26 protein-coding genes are annotated in these 26034 nt (G+C 62.1%); 6 read left to right on the top strand and 20 right to left on the bottom strand.

Translation table 11 applies throughout. The annotated features are described in order from the left end of the window. Nucleotides 1-114: 114 nt before the first annotated feature. On the top strand, nucleotides 115-621 hold the full coding sequence (locus ACW73L_RS04560; protein ID WP_498920265.1) for a pilin: 507 nt from the start codon (nucleotides 115-117) through the stop codon (nucleotides 619-621). 195 nt (nucleotides 622-816) lie between these two features. On the opposite strand, the gene ltrA is transcribed toward ACW73L_RS04560, so the two are convergent. Next, nucleotides 817-2373 carry a group II intron reverse transcriptase/maturase gene (gene ltrA, locus ACW73L_RS04555; RefSeq protein ID WP_498920263.1) on the bottom strand — a complete coding sequence of 519 codons (1557 nt, stop codon included), beginning with the start codon at nucleotides 2371-2373 and terminating at the stop codon, nucleotides 817-819. 787 nt (nucleotides 2374-3160) lie between these two features. Next, a complete protein-coding gene (locus ACW73L_RS04550) occupies nucleotides 3161-4168 on the bottom strand; it encodes an IS110 family RNA-guided transposase (RefSeq protein ID WP_498920261.1) in 1008 nt (335 codons plus the stop codon). Nucleotides 4169-4956: 788 nt separating this feature from the next. On the opposite strand from ACW73L_RS04550, the gene ACW73L_RS04545 reads away from it, so the two are divergent. Further along, complete coding sequence (locus ACW73L_RS04545) at nucleotides 4957-5664, top strand: DUF4410 domain-containing protein (RefSeq protein ID WP_498920259.1); 708 nt, start codon at nucleotides 4957-4959, stop codon at nucleotides 5662-5664. Nucleotides 5665-6014: 350 nt separating this feature from the next. On the opposite strand, the gene glmS is transcribed toward ACW73L_RS04545, so the two are convergent. The 13 genes from glmS to ACW73L_RS04480 form a co-directional block, all read right to left on the bottom strand. Further along, nucleotides 6015-7847, bottom strand: a complete 1833-nt coding sequence (gene glmS / locus ACW73L_RS04540) for a glutamine--fructose-6-phosphate transaminase (isomerizing) (RefSeq protein WP_498920258.1) — start codon at nucleotides 7845-7847, stop codon at nucleotides 6015-6017. Between the two features lies 1 nt (nucleotide 7848). Continuing rightward, nucleotides 7849-9222: a bifunctional UDP-N-acetylglucosamine diphosphorylase/glucosamine-1-phosphate N-acetyltransferase GlmU gene (gene glmU, locus ACW73L_RS04535; protein ID WP_498920257.1), complete on the bottom strand. Its 1374-nt coding sequence runs from the start codon at nucleotides 9220-9222 to the stop codon at nucleotides 7849-7851. Nucleotides 9223-9358: 136 nt separating this feature from the next. Next, nucleotides 9359-9778 carry a F0F1 ATP synthase subunit epsilon gene (locus tag ACW73L_RS04530; RefSeq protein ID WP_139556167.1) on the bottom strand — a complete coding sequence of 140 codons (420 nt, stop codon included), beginning with the start codon at nucleotides 9776-9778 and terminating at the stop codon, nucleotides 9359-9361. A gap of 21 nt (nucleotides 9779-9799) precedes the next feature. Further along, nucleotides 9800-11182, bottom strand: a complete 1383-nt coding sequence (atpD, locus tag ACW73L_RS04525; protein WP_498920255.1) for a F0F1 ATP synthase subunit beta — start codon at nucleotides 11180-11182, stop codon at nucleotides 9800-9802. Nucleotides 11183-11221: 39 nt separating this feature from the next. Beyond that, nucleotides 11222-12085 (bottom strand): F0F1 ATP synthase subunit gamma, encoded by an 864-nt coding sequence (atpG, locus tag ACW73L_RS04520; RefSeq protein WP_129884310.1) that lies wholly within the window; start codon nucleotides 12083-12085, stop codon nucleotides 11222-11224. A gap of 11 nt (nucleotides 12086-12096) precedes the next feature. Beyond that, the gene (gene atpA, locus ACW73L_RS04515) at nucleotides 12097-13638 is read right to left on the bottom strand and encodes a F0F1 ATP synthase subunit alpha (protein WP_129884309.1); all 1542 of its coding nucleotides are present in this window, start codon (nucleotides 13636-13638) and stop codon (nucleotides 12097-12099) included. A gap of 14 nt (nucleotides 13639-13652) precedes the next feature. Next, on the bottom strand, nucleotides 13653-14189 hold the full coding sequence (locus ACW73L_RS04510) for a F0F1 ATP synthase subunit delta (protein WP_498920253.1): 537 nt from the start codon (nucleotides 14187-14189) through the stop codon (nucleotides 13653-13655). A 6-nt stretch (nucleotides 14190-14195) separates the two neighbouring features. After that, nucleotides 14196-14669, bottom strand: a complete 474-nt coding sequence (locus tag ACW73L_RS04505; RefSeq protein ID WP_129884307.1) for a F0F1 ATP synthase subunit B — start codon at nucleotides 14667-14669, stop codon at nucleotides 14196-14198. 51 nt (nucleotides 14670-14720) lie between these two features. Continuing rightward, nucleotides 14721-14966: a F0F1 ATP synthase subunit C gene (gene atpE, locus ACW73L_RS04500; RefSeq protein WP_129884306.1), complete on the bottom strand. Its 246-nt coding sequence runs from the start codon at nucleotides 14964-14966 to the stop codon at nucleotides 14721-14723. 38 nt (nucleotides 14967-15004) lie between these two features. Next, the gene (gene atpB, locus ACW73L_RS04495) at nucleotides 15005-15781 is read right to left on the bottom strand and encodes a F0F1 ATP synthase subunit A (RefSeq protein WP_498920250.1); all 777 of its coding nucleotides are present in this window, start codon (nucleotides 15779-15781) and stop codon (nucleotides 15005-15007) included. A 9-nt stretch (nucleotides 15782-15790) separates the two neighbouring features. Then, the gene (locus tag ACW73L_RS04490; protein WP_498920249.1) at nucleotides 15791-16153 is read right to left on the bottom strand and encodes an ATP synthase subunit I; all 363 of its coding nucleotides are present in this window, start codon (nucleotides 16151-16153) and stop codon (nucleotides 15791-15793) included. Nucleotides 16154-16233: 80 nt separating this feature from the next. Further along, nucleotides 16234-17088, bottom strand: coding sequence for a ParB/RepB/Spo0J family partition protein (locus tag ACW73L_RS04485; protein ID WP_498920247.1), 855 nt, complete (start codon nucleotides 17086-17088; stop codon nucleotides 16234-16236). 5 nt (nucleotides 17089-17093) lie between these two features. After that, on the bottom strand, nucleotides 17094-17879 hold the full coding sequence (locus ACW73L_RS04480; protein WP_498920701.1) for a ParA family protein: 786 nt from the start codon (nucleotides 17877-17879) through the stop codon (nucleotides 17094-17096). Between the two features lie 299 nt (nucleotides 17880-18178). Between ACW73L_RS04480 and ACW73L_RS04475 the strand changes: the two genes are divergently transcribed. The 3 genes from ACW73L_RS04475 to ACW73L_RS04465 all read left to right on the top strand — a co-directional run bounded on the left by ACW73L_RS04475 (nucleotide 18179) and on the right by ACW73L_RS04465 (nucleotide 20741). Beyond that, nucleotides 18179-19267, top strand: coding sequence for an Aq_1264-related membrane protein (locus ACW73L_RS04475; protein WP_498920246.1), 1089 nt, complete (start codon nucleotides 18179-18181; stop codon nucleotides 19265-19267). A 202-nt stretch (nucleotides 19268-19469) separates the two neighbouring features. Continuing rightward, nucleotides 19470-19853 (top strand): transposase domain-containing protein, encoded by a 384-nt coding sequence (locus tag ACW73L_RS04470; protein ID WP_498920699.1) that lies wholly within the window; start codon nucleotides 19470-19472, stop codon nucleotides 19851-19853. Nucleotides 19854-19874: 21 nt separating this feature from the next. Then, nucleotides 19875-20741 carry an IS4 family transposase gene (locus tag ACW73L_RS04465; RefSeq protein WP_498920244.1) on the top strand — a complete coding sequence of 289 codons (867 nt, stop codon included), beginning with the start codon at nucleotides 19875-19877 and terminating at the stop codon, nucleotides 20739-20741. 661 nt (nucleotides 20742-21402) lie between these two features. On the opposite strand, the gene ACW73L_RS04460 is transcribed toward ACW73L_RS04465, so the two are convergent. From ACW73L_RS04460 to ACW73L_RS04445, 4 genes are all read right to left on the bottom strand, one after another. Then, complete coding sequence (locus ACW73L_RS04460) at nucleotides 21403-21564, bottom strand: hypothetical protein (protein WP_498920242.1); 162 nt, start codon at nucleotides 21562-21564, stop codon at nucleotides 21403-21405. A 303-nt stretch (nucleotides 21565-21867) separates the two neighbouring features. After that, nucleotides 21868-22191, bottom strand: coding sequence for a hypothetical protein (locus tag ACW73L_RS04455; RefSeq protein ID WP_498920240.1), 324 nt, complete (start codon nucleotides 22189-22191; stop codon nucleotides 21868-21870). Between the two features lie 160 nt (nucleotides 22192-22351). Beyond that, a complete protein-coding gene (locus ACW73L_RS04450; protein WP_498920239.1) occupies nucleotides 22352-22687 on the bottom strand; it encodes a hypothetical protein in 336 nt (111 codons plus the stop codon). Between the two features lie 409 nt (nucleotides 22688-23096). Continuing rightward, on the bottom strand, nucleotides 23097-23267 hold the full coding sequence (locus ACW73L_RS04445) for a rubredoxin (RefSeq protein ID WP_498920237.1): 171 nt from the start codon (nucleotides 23265-23267) through the stop codon (nucleotides 23097-23099). Nucleotides 23268-23529: 262 nt separating this feature from the next. Between ACW73L_RS04445 and ACW73L_RS04440 the strand changes: the two genes are divergently transcribed. Next, the gene (locus tag ACW73L_RS04440) at nucleotides 23530-24726 is read left to right on the top strand and encodes a glycosyltransferase family 4 protein (RefSeq protein ID WP_498920236.1); all 1197 of its coding nucleotides are present in this window, start codon (nucleotides 23530-23532) and stop codon (nucleotides 24724-24726) included. A gap of 654 nt (nucleotides 24727-25380) precedes the next feature. Here ACW73L_RS04440 and ACW73L_RS04435 read toward each other — a convergent pair. Then, nucleotides 25381-26034: sigma-70 family RNA polymerase sigma factor (locus ACW73L_RS04435; RefSeq protein WP_498920234.1), on the bottom strand; the 654-nt coding region annotated here is incomplete at its 5' end.

The raw sequence follows: 26034 nt of genomic DNA, 5'->3' as shown, positions 1-26034 counted from the left end.
CATGCGGCTTACAGCGTAGGGGAGGCGGACAAAACGTCGCTTGGCACGGTTCCTGAGTACCAAGGGCATGGGAGTACAAACACCCATTCAAACAAAATTCAACCGGAGACGACCATGAACGCACTATCCCAATTGAAACGCCCGCCGGTTACCTCCGGTCAACAGGGCTTCACCCTTATCGAATTGATGATCGTCGTAGCGATCGTCGGTATTTTGGCAGCCATCGCGATTCCTGCGTATCAGGATTATACGAAGCGTGCTCGAGTATCAGAAGCTCTCGGGTTCGCGGACATGGCCAAGAATGCAGTTGCGGAAACCTATCAGGCTACTGGAAGCTACCCTGCAGATAACGCTGCCGCCGGCCTGGCTGCTGCTACTGACCTGAAGGCAAACAACGTGACGTCAGTCACGGTAGCAGACGGTATAATCACTGTAGTGACAAAAGGTATCGATACAAACCTGGATGCAGGTAACATTAAACTTACGCCTGTTGATAATGGCGGCGGTATCGTTTGGAGTTGCGCTGTTAGCGACTCGACGTTGAATAAATTCGTACCGGCCAACTGCCGAGCTGGTGCGGCTGCTCCTCCAGCTGATCCGCCCGCAGGTGGTGGTACCTAACGTTTTGAAAAAACCCCTTAGTCCTTGAGTCTGGAACTGCAAAAAGGGCGGCCTTCTCAAAGAAGTCCGCCCTTTGCCTTAGCCGCGCACCGAAAACGGGCAGAAAACGGGGGTCGCGGTAGGGACGGAGATTACTCCCCGCCCCCCGCACAGATCCGTACGAGCGGAACTACCGCATACGGCTCCTGCCTCAGGTCATGACGCGAAGCCCACCGTCGGATACGGATGACGCTGCTTAACCGACGGGAAGTATTTCCGAACCAGCTTGTTACACCTCGACCAGTGCATCCGGTGCTTTTGACTGCGCCGCATCAGGGACTGCCGCCAGGCGCGGGTGACTTCCGCTCGGAAGCCGTCCAGGCGTTTGAGGTTGCCCGGCACCGCGTGGTAGTTGAAGTAGCCCCGCAGAACGCGGTGGAGCCAGGCTCCCTGCTCCGGTATCGGCGCGTGACGCAGCTCCTGCAAACGCGCCCGGATCGCCGCCAGAGTCGCCCGCATCCGTTTCTTGATGGTCAGGCGCCGGAGCGCGAATCGTCCTTTCCGGGTCTTACCGCAGACGTGCGTGAAGCCGAGGAAATCGAAGGTCCCCGGCTTGCTCAATCCTTGGTGCTTGCGATTCGAAGCCGCGAAACGGCCGAACTCGATCAGCCGCGTCTTGTCCGCATGCAGCTCCAGCCCGAAGTGCGCGAAGCGCTCCTGCAACGCGGCGAGGAATCGCCGCGCCTCGGCTTCGTGCTGGAATCCATACACACTATCGTCAGCGTAGCGGACCAGAATAACCTGACCGCGTGCGTTGCGTCGGCGCCACCGATGCGCCCAAAGATCGTGAACGTAGTGCAAGTAGATATTCGCCAATAGCGGCGAGATCACCGCACCCTGCGGGGTGCCTCGTTCCCCGGGCAACCGCTGTCCCTGTTCGTCGATGACGCCAACTTTGAGCCACTTGCGAATCAGGCGAAGTATGCGCTGGTCCGCAATGCGGTGCTCCAGGAAACGCAGCATCCACTCGTGCTCGAGGGTGTCGAAGAACGAGTGGATATCCACGTCAAGGACCCAGTTCACCGGTTTGGTGTCGATGGCGACATACAGCGCATCCAGCGCTTGGTGTTGGCTCCTGCCGGGTCGAAAGCCATAGGAGAACCCCAAGAAGTCCGTTTCGTAGATCGTGTTCAAGACGGTGACCACCGCTTGCTGCACGATCTTGTCTTCCAGCGCAGCAATGCCCAACGGGCGCATCCGACCGTCCGCCTTCGGGATGTAGACCCGCCGCGACGGGGTAGCTCGGTAGGCACCGGTGTGAATCCGCCGGTGCAAGTCGGGGATGTGGCTGTCGAGATCCTCCTCGTAGCCGGCCCAGGTCACCGCGTCCACCCCCGCCGCCGCGTCCCGGCGCAGCCGCTGAAAGCTTGCCTCCAGCAGCTCGGGCGTGATGTGGTGCAACAGTGCCGTGAACCGAGCCCGCCGATACCGGCGGGCCGCCTCGCGTACGCCGTCCAGACCCCTCGACACGCGACCCCGGCTCTGTGTCCGGTGCGTGGCTGTCTCTCCGGCGTTTCCCCCGGCTGCACCCCTTCCCTCCACCGCCTCCGCCGGGCAGTCCCCGTTGTTCGGCCGCTTCTCCGGTACGATGGGTGCATCCGACTTCTCGTCCGCGTCGATGGTGGGCTTACGGCTTGCCCTTCCCCACCCCACCCGGTCTCCGCCGGGTACGGACAAGATCTCCCAGGTCCCATGCAAAAGGCTTCCCGACATGCTCAGGGTCTTCGACCGCGCGGGATCGTCTGCGAACTTGCGATTAACGCCCGCAGCCGTCCTGCCTTCCGCCTGTCTGTACGGCGTCGGCATCCCGGAGTTGTGATTTCTCGGCTCAATGGCTGGCCTGTCGGTTTCCCCTGTCAACGCTTGGAGCTACGCCTCGCAGCCTAACCCCCATGACTCGGGGCCGAATCGAATCGCCACTTCTCTTCGTATCGAACTCGCATCGACTACCTCTTGCCAGGTTAGCTTGGCGCATCACAGACCACGGTTTCAAGGCGGAGAGGGAAAAAGCCAGCATAGTTCCGAATAGGAGTCGATAGGGTCAGCCCTTGACTTCACAGCACCTGCTCGTAAGCTCTCCAAGGGGCAAGAAAGGGGTCACCCATTAGCCAGCCGGAAACAACAGCCGAAGCCATACCCTGCCGATAACATCAGCATTTTCAGCGTTACCACCCACAGTCCTGACTCACATCCGCTTCGCGCCCGTTATTTCAGTACGTAGGCGTCGGATGAATCATCCGCACCGGTCACCCATCTGGATCAAGGCGCGGCGGTGAGTGGCCCCACCGTCTGCCCCTGGCGCCAGGCGCCCCAGAAAAATCTTGGTTCCATGCCGTGTCCAAGTCGTGTTCAGAGATCATGTGGTTCGGCCTCGCGGCCGTCCACCCCTCAGGTGGCTCACGGCATGGGCGAACGATGTCCATCCAGGGCTCACCGTGGCGTCCAATCAGGTTAGATGGTTATGCCAACCCTTTTAATGGGCTCGCCACGGTCGCCCAACTCAGGCAAACAGCTGGTGCGCATCGAACGGCACGTGATCGCGCAGCATGAAATAGGTCGCCCTGGCCAGCTTGTGGGCCACCGACCGGATGCCCACGATGCCATTGGTCTTGCGCTGCTTGCGGTCAAAAAAACGTTTGGCCAAGGGCTGGTAACGGACCGCGAAATGGGCGGCCTCGGTAAAGGCCCACGACAGATATTTGTTGCCGCTCTTGGCGTTGCCTTCCCCTTTCTTCTTGCCATTGCTGACTTTCTCGCTCCGCACGCAGCCGCAATAGGAGGCGTAGTGACCGACGCCGGGAGAGCGACCAATATCGCCGGTCTCCAGCGCGATGGTCATGCCCAGAATGGCGCCGACACCTGGGATCGTGGTCAAGAGCTGGGAGTCCCGCCGCGGTCGGACCACTTGCAACAACACCTCTTCCAGCAATGTCAGTTGGTCGTGGATGGCACGATAGACCAGGACCGCGCTCTGCGCCGACAGCCGCTGGGCGGCGCCCGGCAGGTCCACCACGAAATCCGCTTGCTTGAGCCGACGCGTGGCGATCCGCTCGTCCGTCTCCCGCCAGATCTGGCTCTGCACGCTGATCAGTTGCGTGCTCGCCGCCTGCACCAACTGCATCCGGCGCCGTAAAAGGTCGCGAGTGGCGCGCTGCTCCTTCGGGTAGATGTACCCGGTCGGCAAGATGCCCAACCGCATCAAGTGCGCCAGCCAGTAAGCGTCGTAACGGTCGTCCGTGTACTTCAACCCGACATACTGCTGCACTGCGGTCGTATTCACGAGTCGCATCGGATAGCCGGCTTCCTGCAGGCCGTCGACCAGCCAGTACCAGTTGAAGGTCGATTCCACCGCGACGCCCGCCAGTTCCGAGCGATATGGCTCCAGTGTCTGCAACGTCAGTGTCACATCGTTCCCCAAACGCCGCTCCAGAATCCGGCGGTCTTCCTCGTCGATTACCACTACCACGTGGTTGTTGGAATGCAGATCGATACCACAGTAAAGTGCCATGACAGCCTCCTCACGTTCTCTCGTTTGCCAGGTCACTGGTACCACTGACCCGAGGAGGCTGGCTAGAGGATTATCAGGTTACTTTTCCACACCATCTCTCGCCGGTCCTGACCGCCCCTGTGGAACATTTCTGGCGCGTCGGCCGCCCATCGCCTCGATCTCCTGCTGAAACTCGCTTGATCCGAATGCGCATTCCCTCTTGTTGTAGGAGCCGAGCCCTCTCGGCGAATCAGCAATGATCAGGGCAGTGGTCAGTTCGCCCAGGGGGCTGGGCTCCTACATGCGGGGCAGCGGGTCATTTGTAGGTACCGGGCTCTCTCGGCGAATACGCGCCGATCGGGGGCGCTGGTTCGTTCGCGCGGAGGGCCGGGCTCCTACAGGCGGGGGATCAGGTCATTTGTAGGAGCGGAGCCCCCTCGGCGAATATGCGCCGATCGGGGGCGGTGGTCTGTTCGCCCGGAGGGCTGGGCTCCTACATGCGGGGCAGCGGGTCATTTGTAGGCGCCGGGCCCTCTCGGGCGAATACGCGCCGATCGGAGGCGGTGGCCTGTTCGCCCGGAGGGCTGGGCTCCTAAAGGCGGGGCATCAGGTCATTTGTGGGAGCCGAGCCCTCTCGGCGAATAGGCGCCCGATCAGGGGCAGTGGTTCTTTCGCCCAGGGGGCTGGGTGCCTGGCAGCACTCCACGGAGGGCCCGGAATGCGAAATAATGGCGCCGCGATTGCGCTCGGGGAACGTGTCGCAGGCCATGGTGGCCAATTTCAACGATCCATTTCAGAGGAGATGCGTCATGAGCGTCATCGGTCGAAGCGTTTTTGGTGCCTGCCTGCTCAGCCTGTTGGCAGGCTGTGCGGGTAGCTCGGTCACTTCGCATCAGAATTATGCGAGCTCCAAACGGCCGCGGCCGGATCACATCCTCGTCTACGACTTCGGGGCAACCCCTGACGACATCGACGCCGGATCGAGCCTGCAGGGCAAAGTCAGTAGCCATGGCACACCACAGACCTCCGAGCAGGTGGCCGCGGGCCGCAAACTGGGTGCCGAAGTCGCCGAGGAGTTGGTCGCGGAGATCCGCAAGATGGGCCTGCCGGCCGTCCGAGGCACGGGTGGTCCCAAACCCGTCGTCGGTGACCTGGTCATCAAGGGCTATTTCCTTTCGGTCGATCAGGGAAGCGCCGAAAAGCGCGTTCTCGTCGGATTCGGCAAGGGCGCCGCGGAACTGAAAGCGGCCGTCGAGGGTTACGAAGTGACACCAACGGGATTACGCCTGTTCAGCCGCAGCGCCACCGACTCCAGCGGCGGCAAGAAACCCGGGCTGCTGGTCGGGGCTGCTACCTTGGCAGCTACCGGGAATCCGGTAGGCCTTATCGTCAGCGGCGCATCGAAGGCAATGGGGGAAGCCAAAGGCTCCGAGACGATCGATGGCCAGGCCAAGAAGACCGCCGACGACCTCGCCGAGGCCATGAAGGAAGAATTCAGGAAATTGGGCTGGATCTGACGGACCGGGGCACTCCGGCACCCCGGAATCGCCCCGCCGGGATAAATCCCGACCGACTCGAACGTAACCGACTAGGCCAAGTGGGATCGCCCAGGGGGCCAAGCTCCTACAGGGTAGGGCGTCGGTTATTTTGTAGGAGCCGAGCCCTCTCGGCGAACGCGCGGTGATCAGGGCGGTGGTCTGTTCGCCCGGAGGGCCGGGCTCCTACAGGGTGCGGTCCGGCCGCTCCTGCCGCACCGACACCAAGACCGTGTCGGGATAAATTCCGACCTACAAAACGTGCGCCCGTAGGTCGCGTTTCGACCCGACATCACCGCCACACCGTATCGCAGATCGGGATAAATCCCGACCTACTCGACCGTGACCGATTTGGCCAGATTGCGCGGCTGGTCGACATCAGTCCCCTTGATCAGGGCGACGTGGTAGGCGAGCAACTGCAATGGAATCGTGTAGATGATGGGCGCCAGCACGTCGTTGACCTCGGCGACGCGCAGCAACTTGACGCCGGCCATGCTCTCGAGCGGCGCGTTGACGTCCGCGAACACGTAGAGCTCGCCGCCGCGCGCCTGGACTTCCTGCAGGTTCGACTTGAGCTTTTCCAGCAGCTCGTTGTTCGGCGCTACCGCGATCACCGGCATCTGGTCGTCGATCAGCGCCAGCGGTCCGTGCTTGAGCTCCCCGGCCGGGTAGGCCTCGGCGTGAATGTATGAGATTTCCTTGAGCTTCAGCGCGCCTTCCATCGCAACCGGGTAGTGCATGCCGCGGCCCAGGTACAGCGCGTCCTTCTTGTCGCCGAAATTCTCGGCCCACTTGACGATCTCGGGCTCCAGCCGCAACACCTGTTCGATCTGCGAGGGCAGCCGGTGCAGCTCTCGCACGATCGCGACTTCCCGTTCCTTGCCGATCCCGTTCCGCTTGCCAATCGCAATCACCAGCAGCAGCAGCGCGGTCAACTGGGTCGTGAAGGCTTTGGTGGAGGCAACGCCGATCTCGGGACCAGCGCGGGTCATCAGTGCCAGCTCGGATTCGCGTACCAGCGAACTCTCCGGCACATTGCAGATCGCCAGGGTGTGCGTGTAACCGATAAGCTTCGCCTGCTTCAGCGCTGCCAGCGTATCGGCGGTCTCGCCCGACTGCGAGATGGTCACGAACAGCGTGCCCGGCTGCACGACGTGCCTGCGGTACCGGAATTCGCTGGCGACCTCGACCTGGCAGGGCACGCCGGCGATTTCCTCCATCCAGTAACGCGCCACCATCCCGGCATGGTAACTGGTGCCGCAGGCGACGATCTGTACGTTCCGGACCTGATCGAAGATGGCAGCCGCGGTGTCGCCAAAGGCGTCGTCGAGCAGGCGCTCGCCCTGGTAGCGCCCGTCCAGCGTCTTTTCGACGGCGATGGCCTGCTCGTGAATCTCCTTCTGCATGTAATGGCGGTACTCGCCCCGCTCGACGGCATCGGCCGCGATCCGGGTCTCGTGCACCGGCCGCTCGACGGCATTCCCGGCCGCATCGTAAATCTCGACGCCGTCCGTGGTCAGCACGGCGGTGTCGCCGTCCTCCAGGAACAGGAAGCGCTGGGTTTCGGCGACCAAGGCGAACACGTCCGAAGCGATGTAGTTCTCGCTGTCGCCGAGGCCGACCACGAGCGGGCTGCCCTGGCGGGCGGCGACCAGCTCGCGCGGATGGGCGCTGCTGATCACGCCGATCGCAAAAGCGCCGCGCAGTACGCCGCAGGTCGCCTGCACGGCTTTCAGTAGCGGCAGGCCCTGCTCCAGAAAGACATCGATCTGATGCGCGATGACTTCGGTGTCGGTCTCCGAAGTGAACTCGTAACCCTTGGCTTGCAGGTCGCCGCGCAGATCTTCGTAGTTCTCGACGATCCCGTTGTGGACCACGGCCACGCGCTCGCGGCACACGTGCGGATGCGCGTTGCGCTCGGACGGCACGCCGTGCGTGGCCCAGCGCGTGTGTGCGATGCCGATCCTGCCAACCAATGGCGCCTGCTGCAGCGCAGCTTCGAGTTCCAGGATCTTGCCGATGCGGCGAGTCCGCAGCAGCGTGTGGTCCTGGTCCAATACCGCGATCCCGGCGGAGTCATAGCCTCGATACTCGAGACGCTTCAGCCCTTCCAGCAGGACGGGCGTCACCGTCCGGTGCGCGATCGCGCCGACTATGCCGCACATGCTATTTCTTCTCCTTTTTGACCGGGCGCTGCCAACCGTCGATGCTCAGCTGTTTGGACCGGCTCAGCGTCAGCGTGTCCTCGGGCGTGTCCTTGGTAATCGTGGAACCCGCGCCGATCGTGGCATTGCGGCCTACCCGCACCGGAGCGACGAGTTGCGTGTCGGAGCCGATGAAGGCACCGTCCTCAATGATCGTCTGGAACTTGTTGGCGCCGTCGTAATTGCAGGTGATGGTGCCGGCGCCGATGTTGACGCGCTGGCCGACCACTGTGTCCCCTACGTAGCTCAGATGGTTGATCTTGGAGCCGCTCGCGACCGTCGAGTTCTTCACCTCGACGAAATTGCCGATGTGCACATGATCGGCGAGGCGCGTTTCCGGCCGAATGCGGGCAAAGGGGCCGATCCGGCTGCCGTTGCCGATCTCGGCATTTTCCAGATAGCAGTTCGGCAGGATCTGCACGTCGTCGCCCAGCACGCAGTCCTTCAGGTAGACGTTCGCGCCGATCTTCACACGATGACCAAGCCGAACGCAGCCTTCCAGCACGACGTTGACGTCGATTTCGATCTCCTGCCCTTCGACCGCGACGGTGCCCCGGACATCGAAGCGGGCCGGGTCCAGCAGGGTGACGCCCTGGTCCATCACGCTCTGCGCCTGCCGGCCCTGAAAGACCCGCTCGGCTACCGCCAACTGGGACTGGGTATTGATGCCGAGCACCTCGTTCGGCTCGCGCGCCTGGCTGACCGCGATCTCGTGACCCTCGGCGGCGGCCATACCGATGATATCGGTCAGATAATATTCGCCTTTGGCATTCCCGTTATCGAGCCGGGCGAGCCACTCGCGCAACGCGCGGCCCCGGCATGCGAGTATGCCGGTGTTCACTTCCCGAATCCGCCGTTCGTCGGGCGTCGCATCGCGCTCTTCGACGATGCGCAGCACCCGCCCGTGCGCGTCCCGGACGATGCGCCCGTACCCGGTCGGGTCATCGACCTGCATGGTCAGCAGCGCCAAGGTCGCGTTCCCCGCTCCGGCGATCAGTTCCTGGACGGTTTCGCGGCGCAGCAGCGGCACATCACCGTAAAGGATCAACACGAGCCGGTCGTCGGCAAAGTGCGGCATGGCCTGCTGGACCGCATGGCCGGTGCCGAGCTGCGGCGACTGCAGGATCCAGGTCGCCTCGAAACCCGGGCAGGACTCCGGAATCCGCTCACCGCCATGACCGTAGACGATGAATACGGCCTCGGCGCCGAGCCCCTGCGCGAGTTCGTAGACATGTCCCAGCAGAGGCTTTCCGCCTATCGGGTGCAGCACCTTGGGCCGCGCCGAACGCATGCGCGTTCCCTGGCCGGCCGCGAGAATCACGGTTTGAAAAGTCATGGCAACAACAGTGAAGTCGGGGATGAACGATCCGTGTAGCGCAGCCACATGCTAGCAAAAAAAAACCCGGCGGGCGGGAGTCCGGTACGACTCCTGCAACCACCGGGTCCTTGTCTCGGGCGGAATCGCCCGGCCGTCAGCGGCCTTTGCGGAGCTTCTCGATGCTCCGCAGCTGCGCCATCGCTTCGAGCAGCTGGGCCTGGGCCTTGGCGTAATCGATACGGCCCGACTTGTCCTGCAGCATCTCCTCGGCGCGTTTCTTCGCCTCGATCGCGGCCGCCTCGTCCAGGTCCTTGGCACGGATCGCGGTATCGGCCAGGATGGTCACGATATGCGGCTGCACTTCGAGCATGCCGCCCGAGATGTAGAACGGCTGAGTGTCCTGGGCATTGACCTTGACCCGTACTTCGCCGGGCTTCAGGCGGGTCAGGAACGGGGCGTGGCGTGCGGCAATGCCGACCTCGCCCATTTCCGCCGGGGCCACGACCAGCTCGGCCTGTCCCGAGAAGATCTCCCGTTCGGCGCTCACGATATCGACGTGAATCGTCATGGCCATGTCGTTGTTCCTCCGCAGCCCTTACGCAGCGAGCTTCTTCGCTTTCTCGAGCGCTTCGTCGATCGTGCCGACCATGTAGAAGGCCTGCTCGGGAAGATCGTCGTACTCGCCGTCGATGATGCCCTTGAAGCCGGCGATGGTGTCCTTCAGCGACACGTACTTGCCCGGGCTGCCGGTGAAGACTTCGGCGACGAAGAACGGCTGCGACAGGAAGCGCTGGATCTTACGCGCCCGCGACACGGTCAGCTTGTCCTCTTCGGACAGCTCGTCCATGCCGAGGATCGCGATGATGTCACGCAGTTCCTTATAGCGCTGCAGGGTGCTCTGCACCTTGCGCGTCACGGTGTAGTGTTCCTGGCCGATCACCAGCGGGTCGAGCTGGCGGCTGGTCGAATCGAGCGGGTCGACGGCCGGGTAGATGCCCAGCTCGGCGATCTGACGCGACAACACGACGGTCGCGTCCAAGTGCGCGAAGGTCGTTGCCGGCGACGGGTCGGTCAAGTCGTCGGCCGGGACGTAGACGGCCTGGATCGACGTGATCGAGCCGGTCTTGGTCGACGTGATGCGCTCCTGCAGGATACCCATTTCCTCGGCCAGGTTCGGCTGGTAGCCGACGGCGGACGGCATGCGGCCCAGCAGCGCGGACACCTCGGTACCGGCCAGCGTGTAGCGGTAGATGTTGTCGATGAACAGCAGCACGTCGCGGCCTTCCTCGCGGAAGAACTCGGCCATCGTCAGGCCGGTCAGCGCGACGCGAAGACGGTTGCCCGGCGGCTCGTTCATCTGGCCGTAGACCAGCGACACCTTGTCGAGAACGTTCGAATCCTTCATTTCGTGGTAAAAGTCGTTCCCTTCGCGGGTACGCTCACCGACGCCGGCAAATACCGAGAAGCCGCTGTGCTCGATGGCGATGTTCCGGATCAGCTCCATCATGTTGACGGTCTTGCCCACGCCGGCGCCACCGAACAGGCCAACCTTGCCGCCTTTCGCGAACGGGCAGATGAGGTCGATGACCTTGATGCCGGTTTCCAGCAGCTCGTTGGCCGCCGACTGCTCTTCGAAGCTCGGCGCCTTGCGGTGGATGGCCCAGCGGGCCTGCTCACCGATCGGGCCCTTCTCGTCGATGGGATCGCCGAGCACGTTCATGATGCGGCCCAGCGTCGCCTGACCGACCGGCACCGAGATCGGCGCACCGGTGTTCGTGACCTCGAGGCTGCGCTTCAGACCGTCGGTGGTGCCCATCGCGATCGTTCGAACGATGCCGTCGCCCAGCTGCTGCTGCACTTCCAGCACGATCGGCTGGCCCTGCACCTGCAACGCGTCGTATACCTTCGGCAGTGACTCGCGGGGAAACTCGACGTCCACGACGGCACCGATGATCTGGACGATTTTGCCCGTACTCATTCGCTATTCCTCTTCCCGATTCGGGTCTTAAAGTTTTGCTTAAACTGCCGCGGCGCCGCCGACGATTTCGGCGATTTCCTGCGTGATGGCTGCCTGCCGCGCCTTGTTGTAGATCAGCTGCAGCTCCTTGATCAGCTTGCCGGCGTTGTCGGAGGCGCTCTTCATGGCCACCATCCGGGCCGACTGCTCGCAGGCGTTGTTCTCGACCAGTCCCTGGAAGACGAGCGACTCGATGTACCGGATCATCAGGTCGTCGAGCACTTCCTTGGCATCCGGCTCGTAGATGTAGTCCCAGTGGCCCTTCAATTCTTCGCCGAGTTCCTCGGCACGGATCGGGATCAGCTGGTCCACGCTGGGGCGCTGCGTCATCGTGTTGACGAATTCGTTGTAGACGACGTGCAGTTCGTCGAGCCGACCCTCGTTGTACTCGTCGAGCATCGCCTTGATGACGCCGATGATGCTCTCCAGGTGCGGAGCGTCGCCGAGGCGCGAGACCTGCGCGACGACATTCGCACCGATGCCGTTGAAGAAGCCGGCGGCCTTCTGGCCGATGGTCGCGACGCGCATCTCGCAACCCGCCTCGGACCAGGTCTTCATGCGCTTCAGCAACATGCGGAACAGGTTCGAGTTCAGGCCGCCGCACAGACCGCGGTCGGACGAGATCACGATCAGCCCGACCGTCTTGACCGGGCGCTCGAGCATGAAAGCATGCTTGTATTCCGGATTCGCGTGCGCCAGATGCTTGATGATCCGGCCGATCTTCTTGGAATACGGACGCGTCGCCTGCATGCGGTCCTGCGTCTTGCGCATCTTGCTGGCGGCCACCATCTCCATCGCACGCGTGATCTTCTGCGTGTTGCGGATGCTGCCGATCTTCGTGCGGATTTCTTTGCCGACGGCCATGCGCGCTTACCTCACCAGGCGTGCGATTCTTTGAACTTCGTCACCGCCGCCTTCAGGTCCTTCTGAATCGCGTCGCTGTAGTCGCCGCTCTCGTTGATCTTGTCCATCAACTTGGCCTGGCTGGTCTTCATGTAGTTCTGCAGCGCGTCCTCGAAATCGCGGACCTTGTTGACGTCGATGTCGTCGAGGTAGCCTTCGTTGACCGCGAACAGGGACACCGCCATCTGCGCGACGCTCATCGGCGCATACTGGTTCTGCTTCATCAGCTCGGTCACGCGCTGTCCGCGTTCGATCTGCTTGCGGGTCGCTTCGTCGAGGTCGGAGGCGAACTGCGCGAAGGCCGCGAGTTCGCGGAACTGCGCCAGGTCGAGACGGATACCGCCGCCGAGCTTCTTGACAACCTTGGTCTGCGCGGCGCCGCCGACGCGGGATACCGACAGACCGGCGTTCACGGCGGGGCGGACACCGGCATTGAACAGGTTCGTTTCGAGGAAGATCTGGCCGTCGGTGATCGAGATCACGTTGGTCGGAACGAAGGCGGAAACGTCGCCGGCCTGGGTTTCGATGATCGGCAGTGCCGTCAGCGAGCCCGTTTTGCCGGTTACTGCACCGTTCGTCAGCTTCTCGACTTCCTCGACATTGATCCGGGACGCGCGCTCCAGGAGCCGCGAATGCAGATAGAAGATGTCGCCGGGATAGGCTTCGCGGCCAGGCGGACGGCGGAGCAGCAGCGAGATCTGGCGGTAAGCCCAGGCCTGCTTTGTCAGATCGTCATAGATGATCAGCGCGTCTTCACCGCGGTCACGGAAGTACTCGCCCATCGCGCAGCCGGAATAGGCTGCGATGAACTGCATGGCAGCCGAATCGGACGCCGAAGCGTTCACGATGATGGTGTGCTCCATCGCACCGTGCTCTTGCAGCTTGCGGACCACGTTGGCGACCGACGACTGCTTCTGGCCGATGGCCACATAGATGCACTTAACCCCGGTGCCCTTCTGGTTGATGATCGTGTCGATCGCGATCGCGGTCTTGCCGGTCTGGCGGTCGCCGATGATCAACTCACGCTGGCCGCGGCCAATCGGGATCATCGAGTCGATGGCTTTCAACCCGGTCTGCAGCGGCTGGCTGACCGACTGCCGGCTGATGACACCCGGTGCGATTTTCTCGATCGGCGACATCGCAGCCGCCGCGATCGGGCCCTGGCCGTCGATGGCATTGCCGAGGGCGTCGACGACGCGGCCCAGCAGCGCTTCGCCGACCGGAACTTCGAGAATGCGGCCGGTGCACTTGACGGTGTCGCCCTCGGTCAGGTGCTCGTAGGCACCGAGGACCACCGCACCGACCGAATCGCGCTCCAGGTTCAAGGCCACGCCGAAGGTATTGCCCGGGAACTCGACCATCTCACCCTGCATCACGTCCGCGAGACCATGAATGCGGACGATGCCGTCGGTCAGGCTGACGATGCTGCCCTCGGTCCGGGCTTCGACACCGAGGTCGAAATTCGCGATCTTGCTTTTGATCAGTTCGCTGATTTCAGAAGGATTGAGTTGCATGTTTCATTCTCACTCTAATTCCACAGGGTCTTTTCCAGCCGCTGCAGCTGGCCGCGCACCGAACCATCGATGACGCGGTCTCCGGCGCGAATAACGACACCGCCGATCAGCGATGCGTCTTGATGTACGGTCAGTCGGGCTTGCCGCTTCAGCAGCTTTTCGACGAGTCCGGCGATGTCCTGCTCTTCTTCCGCGTCGAGCGGAAAAGCCGTGGCCACCGAGACGTCGATATACCCCTCGTCTTCCGCCCGATAGTGGGAAAATAGGGTGCGAATGGAAGGCATCAGTCCCAGCCGGTGGTTGTGCACCAACAGTCGGACGAAGTTCTTGCCATCGTCAGTCAGGTGATCCTGGCCGAGATCGAAGAAGGCGGACAGGAAACGCTCCTTGTCGGCTTGCGGATTGCTCGCCGCCTGCTGCAGCTGCGCATCCGCGAGCGCGGTTTCGAGAAACTGCAACATGGTTTCCCACTGCCCCGTGGAACCCGTTTCCTTCGCGCGCTGATAGGCCGCAACCGCATACGGTCGGGCCAGCGTCATCAGTTCACTCATCGATCATCAGCCCAGTTGTTTCTTCAGATCTTGCAGAACTTCCTTGTGCTTGTTCTGGTCGACCTCGGTCTTCAGGATCTGCTCGGCGGCAGCAATCGCCAGCGTCGAGACCTGTTTCCGCAAGCCCTCCTTGGCTGCTTGGACTTCACGGTCGGTCTCCGCCTTCGCGGCAGCGACGATCCGCTCGCCTTCCTGCTTGGCGGCATCCTTCGATTCATCCACGAGGTCGTTGGCGCGCTTCTGGGCGAGATTGACGATCTCGGCCGCCTGATCCTTAGCTTCCTTCAGCAACACCTTTGCGCGCTTCTCGGCATTCTCGAGATCCTGCTTTCCCTTGTCGGCAGCGGCGAGCCCTTCGGCAATTTTCTTCTTCCGCTCCTCTAAAGCCTGCATCAAGGGGGGCCAGACGTACTTCATGGTGAACAGCACCAGAAGTGCAAACGTGATCATTTGCCCGAGCAGGGTGGCGTTGATACTCACAGCGCTTTCCTCATGCGTGAAGACGTGAAATGGACGACGCGCTCAGACCGCTTATTTGATAAACGGGTTGGCGAACGTGAAGAACAGCGCAAGACCGACACCGATCATGGTCACCGCGTCGAGCAGACCCGCGACGATGAACATCTTCACCTGCAGCATCGGCACCATTTCCGGCTGCCGTGCAGCGCCTTCCAGGAACTTCCCGCCCAGGAGACCAAAGCCGATAGCGGTCCCCATTGCACCCATACCGAGGATCAGCCCCACGGCGATCGCGGTCATGCCAGATACAGATTCCATAAGTCCTCCGATAGTCGAACGGTTTGAGAGAAAATGGCTCAGTGGTCTTCGTGTGCCAGACTGAGGTACACGATCGTCAACACCATGAAGATGAATGCCTGCAGGGTGATGATCAGGATGTGAAAGATCGCCCATGGCAGGCTCAGCGCAGGCTGTATGTACCACGGCAACAACGCGATCAGGATGAAGATGAGTTCGCCGGCGTACATGTTGCCGAAGAGTCGCAGGCCGAGCGAGATGGGCTTCGCGATTTCCTCGACCAGCTTCAGCAACAGATTGAATGGAATCATCCACGGCCCGAATGGCGTGAGCAGCATTTCCTTGGCGAAGCCAATCGGCCCCTTGACCTTGATGCTGTAGAAGATGATCAGCGCGAACACGGAGATCGACATCGCGAAGGTCGCGTTAAGGTCCGTGCTGGGCACGACGCGCAGGTAGCTGAGCCCGACTGCCTTGCCGATGCTCGGCAGCAGGTCGACGGGGATCAGGTCCATGAAATTCATCAGCCAGACCCAGACGAAGATGGACAGGGCCAGCGGCGCAATCAGCGCGCTACGGCCGTGAAAGCTGTCCTTTACCTGGGTATCGACGAACTCGACCAGCATTTCGGCGAAATTCTGCAGCGGGCCGGGGACGCCGCTGGTCGCCTTCTCCGCGGCTTTCATGAACAGAACCAGAAACACGGCGCCGAGTACGACGGAGAAGAAAAGCGTATCGAGATGGAGAGTCCAGAAACCCTCACCGGTCGCCAGCGGCGTCAGGTGGTGAATGATGTAGCCGGTTGCACCCTCGGGACTGTGTGCCTCTGTCGCCATGCTTGATTCTCAGCTGTCGGTATCCGAAAAAAGGAGGGCGGCCCAAAATGCACCCTGCACCGCGATGAAGGCGGTGAACAGCGGTGCATAACGCACATCGGGCAATTGGAACACCAGGAAAAAGAGAACGGCCGTCATCGCCATCTTACTGGCTTCGCCGGCGTAGAAGGCCCTCACGATCTCCTGCGCGGATCGGCTCGCCGCCGATTTTCCGAACCGCAGCGCGAACACCGCATTCGGCACGAATCCAATCAGGCCGCCGATCAGCGCCGAACGCCCTGCGGGCCAGCCGGCCAGGGCTGTCGACAGCGATACGGAGAAAGCGATGATTCCAATCTGCCAGTGCAGGACGCGTCGGACGGCCGCGAACACTTACGGTCCTCCGAGGTCGGCGCCTCCACTCAAAACCCCGCGGAGTCTATCAGCGGGGTTGCGGGAAATCAACGACGAAGCTAGCGCTCAAGCCGGTCCAGAATCCCCTGCAGATGCTCCAGACTGGCGTAGTTGATGATCAGCTTACCGGTCCCTTTGCGGCCCTGCTGGAGCTGCACATGGGCGCCGAAAGTCTCGCCAAGCCGGTTCATCAGCGCAGTGATGTCCGGATCCGGGCGTCGCGCGACGGGCTGCGACGGCGGCGCGGAAAGCAGCCGCCGGACCAGTGTTTCCGTAGCGCGCACAGTTAATTGCTTCGACGCAACACGCTGCGCAACCGGCGCCTGCTGTTCGAAGGGCAGCGCGAGGATGGCTCGGGCGTGGCCCATTTCGAGACTGCCGGCGCTCAGCAGCAGCTTCACCTCGGGGTGCAGTTCGTTGAGACGCAGCAGGTTGGTCACGGTGGCGCGCGACCTTCCGACCGCATCGGCGATCTGCTGGTGGGTCAGGTCGAACTCCTCCGACAGGCGACGGAGCGCCTCCGCTTCTTCGAGCGGGTTTAGGTCTTCCCGTTGAATGTTCTCGATCAGCGCGATGGCCATCGCACTCTGGTCGGGGACATCGCGGATGATGACCGGGATGTCCCGCAGACCGGCTAGCTGGGCGGCACGCCAGCGGCGCTCGCCGGCGATGATCTCGTAGTCGAAGGTCCCGCTGGCGCGAACCAGAACAGGCTGGACCACGCCCTGGGCACTGATCGAATCGGCCAGTTCCTGCAGGCGCGCCGGATCGAAGTCCTTGCGCGGCTGGTACGGACTGGCGCGGAGCGCTTCGACCGGCACCACACGCAAGGTTTCGCCGGCCACAGGCTGTGTTTCGGCGGGCCCAAGCAAAGCGTCCAGGCCGCGACCCAATCCACGTTTTTTGGTTGTCATCAGGTTCACGAGGCGAGGGAAACGGCGGGTTTGTTGCGGCGAACCAGTTCGCCGGCCAGGGACAGGTAGGCGGTGGCGCCCTTCGAGCTCTTGTCGTAGAGCATGATCGGCAAACCGTGACTCGGCGCCTCGGCCAACCGGATCGTACGCGGGATCACGGTGCGGAACACCGCATCGGCGAAATGCTGCGTCAACTGGTCGGACACCTCTTTGGCAAGGTTGCTCCGCGCGTCGTACATCGTGCGCAGCAGGCCTTCGATGCGCAGCCGGGGATTCACGCTTTCGCGCACGTTCCGCAGCGTGTCCATCAGGTCCGACAAGCCCTCCAGCGCGTAATACTCACACTGCATCGGGATCAGCACGCTGTCCGCCGCCACTAGGGCGTTCACCGTCAGGATGTTCAGCGCCGGCGGACAATCGATCAGCACGAAATCGTAGCGGTCCCGGGCCGCTTCGAGCACATTCGACAGCACCCGGTCGCGAGATGCCTTCTCGAGCAGCTGGACCTGAGCGGCCGCGAGATCGGCGTTGGCAGGGAGCAATTCCAGATTGAAGGCCTGCAGCTTGACCACGGCCGCGTCGAAGGCCGACTCACCGATCAGCACCTCGTACACCGAGGCCTCGAGCGCCTTCTTGTCGACGCCCAGCCCCATCGTGGTGTTGCCCTGCGGGTCCAGATCGATCAGCAGCACCTTCTTCTTCGTGGCGGCAAGGCTGGCGGCGAGATTGATGCTCGTCGTGGTCTTGCCGACGCCGCCCTTCTGGTTCGCCACCGCAATGATCTTTGCCATACGTGATTGTTTCATTTGCGCTTCGGTGGAAAACTCGAGCCGTGAATCGCCCTGATCGGCCCCATCCGTGAAAGATCCGGCAAGCCGTCGAGAGTAAGGCCGGACGACGAAGCTGTCCAGCGCACCGGCGAACGACCGCCTCCGATGGGCGTAACCGTTCACGCCCCCCCTCGCGGGAGCGGTCCGGGAAGCCGAGACACGCCGTGAATCCGTCCCTGGAGGCTCGGCTGCGGGTTCCCGCCCGCAGCCGGTCTCGCCCTCCCGGCCCGCTCCCACTACCCAACAAGGCAGCAGGATGAATGGTTACCCGATGGGCGGCGCACGATTATAGACCGGGATCGGACCTGCCGCCGCGCGACGTGACGCACGCTCAGCCGCAACCGATAATTACGGTTCCGCACGGCCGCGCCGATCAGGCCGTGGCGCCGGCCTGCCGCAACGTCTTCGACCAGCCAGAGAAAAACATGCCCTTTCGCTACCGTCGCTTCTACGACATTTCCGTTAGCGAGCGCATCCTGAACAGCGCGTTTCTACTGACGATCGGTATCGGCTATGCGTTCGCGCTCGCGAACCTCTACTACACCCATCAGGCCCGCGACGGCCGGCGGGGCCTGTCGGTTCAGGACGTCATGATCGCTTACCACGGCTCGACCCATCGGACCCGGCTGGAGGTCGCCATCAACGGCATCATGGAACCGAACCTGAAATACAAGAGTGACAAGGAAGTGATCGTCAAATGGATCCATTCCGGAGCCGGCGAAGCCGAGTATCACGCGTTGATCGCCCCCATCCTGAACCGTGACTGCGTGGTGTGTCATACACCGGCCATCAACCCCAACCTCCCCGACCTGACGCGCTATGCCGGCGTGTCGGAGGTCGCGGCAAAATCGAGCGGGGCAACGCTGCCCGCGCTGATTCGCGTATCGCACATCCACCTGTTCGGCATTGCATTCATCCTGTATTTCATTGGCCGCATCTTCATCCTTGCGGAAATGAACGTGACCGTGAAACGAATCACCGTCGCGATTCCGTTCGTGGCAATGCTGCTGGACGTCGCGGCCTGGTATATCACCAAGTCGATCCCGGGCTTTGCCTACGTCGTCGTCGCAGCAGGTGCGCTGATGGGCATCTCCATGGGCGCGCAGATCCTGGTAAGCCTCTATCAGATGTGGTTCCACCGCGTGCACCCGATCCCCGCCGGGGCCCCCGCCGGAACGCGGGCCCGAGCGTGTTGCGGCATTCTGGCCGAACTCGGCTACGAACTGACCGAACTGCCCGAGGGCTGGGAGTTGCGCGACCCGGACGGCGCCCGCTGCCGCCTTGGCACGCTTGAGGAGTTGGAGACGGTCTGCCGCGGGCTGGAACTCAAGCATCAGCAGAGCTATTGAGCTCGGCCGTCGGAGGTGGTGGCAAACCTGACACGACGCGCTTCATTCACTATGTCGCGACGTCAAGTAGGTTGCTGTCTGGGAATTTGCGAGCGAACTTGCGACCAGGGTGTCGTGGGGTTTGGGCCAATGCCGTTAAGTTAAGCGCTTGTGATAAAATATCGGTGTAACTTTTTGAAAGAAAAGGGTAAACTGATGCTCGATTCTGAGGAAGGTCCATGCCGCAATCCTCGCTCGGCTGCTCCGCGCCCCCTCTTTCATCGCCGCCCATCGTACCGACGACCGGGCCTTCACCCGTCAACGCATCCTCACCTTTCCGGTCCTCGTCAGCTTCCTGCTGTGCGCCTTCAAGGGCGGACTGCAGACGCTGCTGGATGAACTCTTCGCCACGCTCGATGCCGCAGCCGTGCGCGCCGTGACTAAGAGCGCGCTATCGCAAGCCCGACAGAAGCTGAAGGCCACCGTCTTCGAGGCGCTGAACGAGCGGCTACTGTGCTCGTTGGCCGCGTTGCAACCTGAACCCCGCTGGCAGGGGCTGCGCCTCGTCGCCACCGATTCGACCACCCTGCGCCTGCCGAACTGGTAGGAAAATCAGGATGAGTTTGACGTGCAGCACGACACCGCCGGCCAGCCCTATGTCCTGGCCCGCGCGTTGGGTCTGTACGCTACCGACGCCCGACTCATGCTCAAGGCCACCCTGGCGCCTTACCTCACCGGGGAACGGGCGTTGTTGGCCACACTGCTCCCGCACCTGGAAAGCACGGATTTGCTTCTCATGGACCGTGGCTTCCCCGCCGTCTGGCTGTTCACGCTGTTGCAACAACGCGGTCTCCCGTTCCTGGCCCGTCTCGACGGCACCCAGTGGCCGTGTGTCGACGCTTTCCTGCGCTCGGGACAAGATGACACCGTCGTGACCCGCTGCGTCGGTGCCGAAGCCCGGAAACAAGCCGCGGCCGCGGGCCAAACCGTGACCGACAACACCCTGACGTTCCGCTTGCTCAAGGTGGTCATGCCCAATGGCACCGTCGAAGTCCTCGCCACCTCACTGACCGACGCCGAAACCTATCCGGCCACCGCCTTCGCCGACCTCTATCACGCCCGCTGGACCATCGAGGAAGCCTTCAAGCTCCTCAAACATCGCCTGCACCTGGAACAGTTCACCGGCGAATTGCCCGAAAGCATCCGCCAGGACTTCCACGCCAAGGTCTTCACCGCCAATCTCGCCCAAGCCTTGGCCCGCGCCAGCCATGCAGCCTTGCCCGCGGACCAGGCCCAACGCTATCGCCCCAATCTCACGCACCTCCTGCAGTCCCTGAAGCCGCTGTTCGCCTGGCTCATCCAGCGCGTCTCGCCGGAACAGGTCCTGACCCTACTGGAACTGGCCGGAAATACCTTGCAACTCCGGCGACCCGGTCGCTCCGCACCCAGACCGCTGCATCGGGTCAACCCACGACCCAGGCGACAGTACAAGTAGCCACTAACTTAAAGGCATTGGGGTTTGGGCGAGGGGCCGCTGCGGGTGGGGCAAACAGTCCGCTCGCGGAGCATAGTCGACCGGTTCATTCGGGAAATGGCCATGAGAGAAGCGAGGACCACGAGGCGGGATGCTCGGTCTGTGCGTAGTCATAGCGAAGTCAGGTCAGCCGCGCCTGTTTGGCCGAGCGCGGTTGAGCGGCGGCGAGGATCCTCGCCTGAAAGGGGTATGGGTCAGCTGGTGACCCGCCGGTAGCGCGGTAGCCTACGCGGGTCAGCGCCGGCCACGCACCCGGTCCCGACGTGGTACGCCTAAGGCTGGAACGGAAGCCACTGAAACCTAAGCGTGAAAGGTTTGGGTGACGGGTTCCCGCAGTTTGCTGTGTTGCAGCTGCCGCCTGCTGCGATCAGGTGTTGTCCCGCAGCCAACGTAACGGCGAGGCGGGAGGCATTGACACGGCGGCTGGAAATTCCCGAACTACCCCTCCCAACGTTCGCGCCGTTGCCATTGGTGAATCGGTGCCCGCGTTGGCGTAACCGATGAACGCGGTCGCGCCGTCTGTATTCGGTGGCGTCTGCCTCAGCCATTCGCTCGACCCACCCAGCGAGACCTGATTGTAGGCATACGACAAGCGCCTGTTTCCGAAACAGGTTCCGTTGGTCTACCAAACACTGAAGGCGGGGTACATGTTGGCGTCATCGGATGACATTGTGATTTCGACGGTAGTCCGGCCTTCCAGCGTGTCGGTGTACCACTGCGAGTTGTGGGCCCAGCCCAGGCTCGCCGTGAGACCGTTCCAGCCGGCCCAGGCGTATTGCGGCACGGTCGCAGAGGTAGCGTGTAGCCTCAATCAGGGTAGGCTAGGCGCAGATCCGCGCTACTTACGACGAGTCGACGAAAGGCATCCGAGTCGTCGCGGTCCGGGACAGTTGATTTGCGGTTCGGCGAAGCGATTCGGGATGAGGGGAGTGCAAAACAAAACCCCGGCGGGGAAGAACGATCCCCGCTCGCGGTTCACCGGCATTTTCATCCGGGCTTCCCGTCTCCTCAGGAGAGCATGGAGCAACTGGAAGTATAGAAAGCGCTTCGGCTCTGGTTGCTGCTAGGGTGAGCCGCTAGCGCGGCATCAGGCAGCCTTGGGGATTGAAGGAGGGTGAGGTCCCTCCGCAGCCCAGTAGCCGCCATCGCGGAGAGCGTCGAGTTCATTCTCGGTTACCTTGAGGAGCTGCATGAAGTTGAACTGGAAGGCGTCCACTGAAACGCCTGTTGCGGTCTGGACCTGAATTACATCGCCCTTGGCGGTGCTCAACCGCTGGACATAGAGAGTCTTTGGAATGTCATCCAGGAGAGTAGCACGCGCATCGACGCCCTCCACCGAGTTCAGCGACCGTGTATCGGCTGGTCGAAGCCCCGCTGCAGGGTCGATAGCGCGTTTAGTAATGGCGTGCATGCGGTGGCGCCGGTTCGTGTGGTGACGACTGATTCCATCGTGCAACTGAGTGAAACAGGGGCTGATGAACGATGTCAGGGTTTGGGTGTATATCGGTCAAAAACTTACAGGTATGCAGCGTTTCCTGATTGACGGGTTCCACGCGGGCCATTAGCTTTTTTCATGTATCGAAAGCCGATGGATCGAAGCGTCGATCCAATGTCAACGATGGCGCCAGCGCCCCGTAGTTCACCATCGGCGAACGGCTTTCGGTACCCTGCACTTTGACATAGCTGTAGATGGCACAATGGGCACTAAAACCAAGCCTGATTGGCTGAACGACGATCTCCCCGAAGATTTCCTGGCCGAATACGGTGAGTTTGAGGAAGAAGAGAACGGAGTGGGCGAGCCATGGACTGCGCACCCGTTCGATCTCGATGCAGACGATGAGACCTTCAGCACGCGTGACCATTGAGGCGCACGAGCCGGGCTTGTCGAGATAACCGCGCGATGTCACTCAGTGCGGTGGTACGTGACCACGACGGTCGTACCAATGCACCGTGGTGCATGACCTGCGACTTGCCAGTATCAGCGGTGGGGCGGCCGAAACAACCTTCCAGACCGTCTGCGCCTACTGGGTCCGATGCTCGCTGCCCCGTTGTGACGGGAGCGGGTGCCGTATGCGGCCGGCACCCACTGCAACCTCTCCAAGAGCCGGGCGCTTACCCAGCCGGTCACGTCAGCCAGTTGTACCCTTAACCCAGAGCTTCCGTATGACCACTGTACGGTGGTGCGGATGGACACTGGCTCGCCTGAAGATCCTAGGAACGCGCTAGGCGTCGTCGAGCTTAGGGATACTCCGTGCGTTTGTCCAGATCAGGCTGGCTGATCCGCCAACTGCCACGATGACCGCCGTCAACGGGGTTTTAGACGATCCGATAGAAATCTTCTGTTTCCGCGCCACATTCCGGGCACTGCCAATTCTCCGGGAGTTCATCGAACGCAGTCCCTGCGGGGATCGCCTGCTCCGGAATGCCGCGTGACTCATCGTAAAGGTAGCCGCAGTGGCGGCACATTAGAACGCTATTGTTGCTCATCAATAAACCACTAAATTCGCCAAGCTATTTTTTCTATCAGCATCTTTGTGTGCTGTAAGTCGAGATTGAGATTTTTCGATAGGACCTAGAATCTGAGTTAAGGATTTTACTTATTCTGATTTAGTTTAAATCCCTAAATACGCGATCCTTCCAATCCAATAAAATGCTGTGTAGACGATCATTGTAATACCGCAGCAAGACGCGAATGCTAGTGTCGCGGAACGCATGGTATTTTCGTCAAATAATCGGGGGATTATTACTAATGTCGGAGTCTGCTGCTCGGAAGTCAACGTCCGCTCGCGCACGCTCGGCTGCCAGCCATCGTTTTTCGGACCGATTTTACCGGTCCTCCAGCCGGCGTGCCGCCTACACGCGTTCGTACGCGCTCCCCAGCCCGTTCCGGGCGGGACTCTACGGACTCAGCGCCGCGTTACTCGGATTACAGGGTCTAACGCCGCCGCTCTGGATCAGCAGCGTCACCGCCGCGGCGCTGACGGTGACCTTCACCCTGCTGCTCGCTGCACCCGCTGTCCGACTGGGGCTGGTCGATGTCCCAGGCGGACGGAAAGCCCACGCGCAGCCGACCCCACTGACCGGGGGCTTGGCCATCCTAGGCAGCACGATCCTGTTGGCCTGTCTCACTCGTTGTCCGAACGGCGTGCTGCCGTTTCTGGCGTTTGCCGCACTGGTGGGCACGCTTGACGACGCCCACGGGCTATCCGCCCGGGCGCGGCTGGGACTGATGGCCGCCATGTTCTGCGTGATGGCCTGGACGACGGGTCTGAGGGTCACTGACCTCGGCCATCTGCTCGGCTTCGGCACCTTGAACCTTGGCTATGCCAGCCTGGGGTTCACAGTTCTCTGCGGTACTGGACTGATCAATGCCATCAACATGGCCGATGGCGTGGACGGCCTTGCGGGCGGCTTGGTCGCCACGAGTCTGGGTGCTCTTGGCTTTGCGTGCTGGTTAACTCGCGGCGTGGTGCCGCCCGAACTCACCCTGTTTATCGCGGCCCTGGTCGGCTTTCTCGCCGTCAATGCCCGACACCCGGTCAACCCGCGCGCCAAGGCTTTCCTGGGGGATGGTGGCAGCATGCTGCTCGGCACCGGACTGGCGTGGTACGCCATCCAGTTCAGTCAGGGCACAGACCGCGTCGTCACGCCAGCCGCTCTCCTCTGGATCGTCGGACTCCCCGTCCTGGATACCCTGCGCGTAATGGTGCAACGGCCATTACGCCATGGCGTCAGCCCGTTCACGGACGGCCGCGATCACCTGCATCACCTCCTGCTCGATTCCGGCAGGACGCCCAGTTGCACGACGCTGACGCTGCTGAGCCTCAATGTTCTGTTCTGCGCGGTCGGCGTGCTGGGACAGGCGTTTCTTGCTCCTGAACCGGTGTTCGCTTACCCCTTTTTGATCGTTACCCTGGGGTTCGTCTTCCTATTCCCAAGGCCATGAACCGAGGCTGTCCCGGTCTATCGCCGTCAGACACGGTGCCCCATCGGCCACGCATGCAGTCACCGATCGACCCGCTACAGATACCACAATGCCAAGACACTTCGTTTGTCGTGACTGCGATGCATGTCAACGGGAAGGGCTGGTCAAGAGCCTGCGATTCCTGGCGATGGTCTGCTTCTTACCTTTTGCGCTGCTGGTCTGGCTGAGCCACCTCACCGCACCCAGATGCCCGGGTTGTCGGCATCTGATGCGAGACCATCGGTGACGGGCCAGGCCGGGAACGGCAAGAGGGCGGTGTCATCGCTCTCTCGTCAGGGCCAGCGCTAGCGACTTATCCCACGGCGCGAGGATGCGCTGACAGCCGTATCCTGATCACCGTTGTTTTGTCTTGTGTTGCAACGCGGGTGCAATCGCTCCCAGCGCCGCCTCGAACAGCCGTTCGATGATCATTCCGAGCTGATTGGCAAAATGTTTAAACATGATGAAATCCGTAGTCTTGAGAGGTTCGTGGCCGCTTGTTGGGACGTGTGCGGTGGCACACTGCAGGCCTAACTCGGCCCGGGCATCCCGTCTACCGCGCATCCCAGCAGTGGGGGCGCGTCAGTCACATACTTCGGTGATAGCTGCGCCAGTAGGCGCCACACCCTCCTTGTTTTAGTGAAACAGCACCTCGGCGTCATAGCCCTGTTCCTGCGCCAGCCGCTTCAGTTGCTTCAGCGCGGCGTTCTGCAATTGGCGCACTTTCTCACGCGGCATCCCGACCGTGGCGCCGATGGCCTCCAGCGTCTCGCCGTCGCCGCCGTTCAGACCGAAACGACGGCTCAGGATCTCTTGCTGCACCGGCGTCAGGCTGGCCAGCCAGACCGGTAGCTGACGCTCGATCGCCGTCTCGTGCAATTGCTCGGTGACGTCAATCTGGGCCTCGTCCTCGACCGTGTCGACCATCATCTGGTCGGAGCCCAGCTTCACCGGCGTGTCCAGCGAGGTCAGTTTCTCGTTCAGGTGCAGCAGCTGCTCTACGGCTTCGACCGACGCGCCGACGTGGGCAGCGACATCCTTCGGCTCCGGATCCCGCGGCAGCTTCATGGCCAGCTCGCGGTAGGCGCGGAGATAGGTGTTCAGTTCCTTCACCACATGGATCGGCAGGCGGATCGTCCGCGACTGGTTCATCAGCCCCTTCTCGATCTCCTGGCGGATCCACCACGCGGCGTAGGTGGAGAACCGGAAGCCCCGCTCGGGCTCGAACTTGGTGACCGCATGCATCAAGCCCAGGTTGCCTTCTTCGATCAGGTCCAGCAGGTCCAGGCC

Source organism: Methylolobus aquaticus, assembly GCF_054172105.1.
This window is presented reverse-complemented; position numbering and strand designations above follow the sequence as displayed.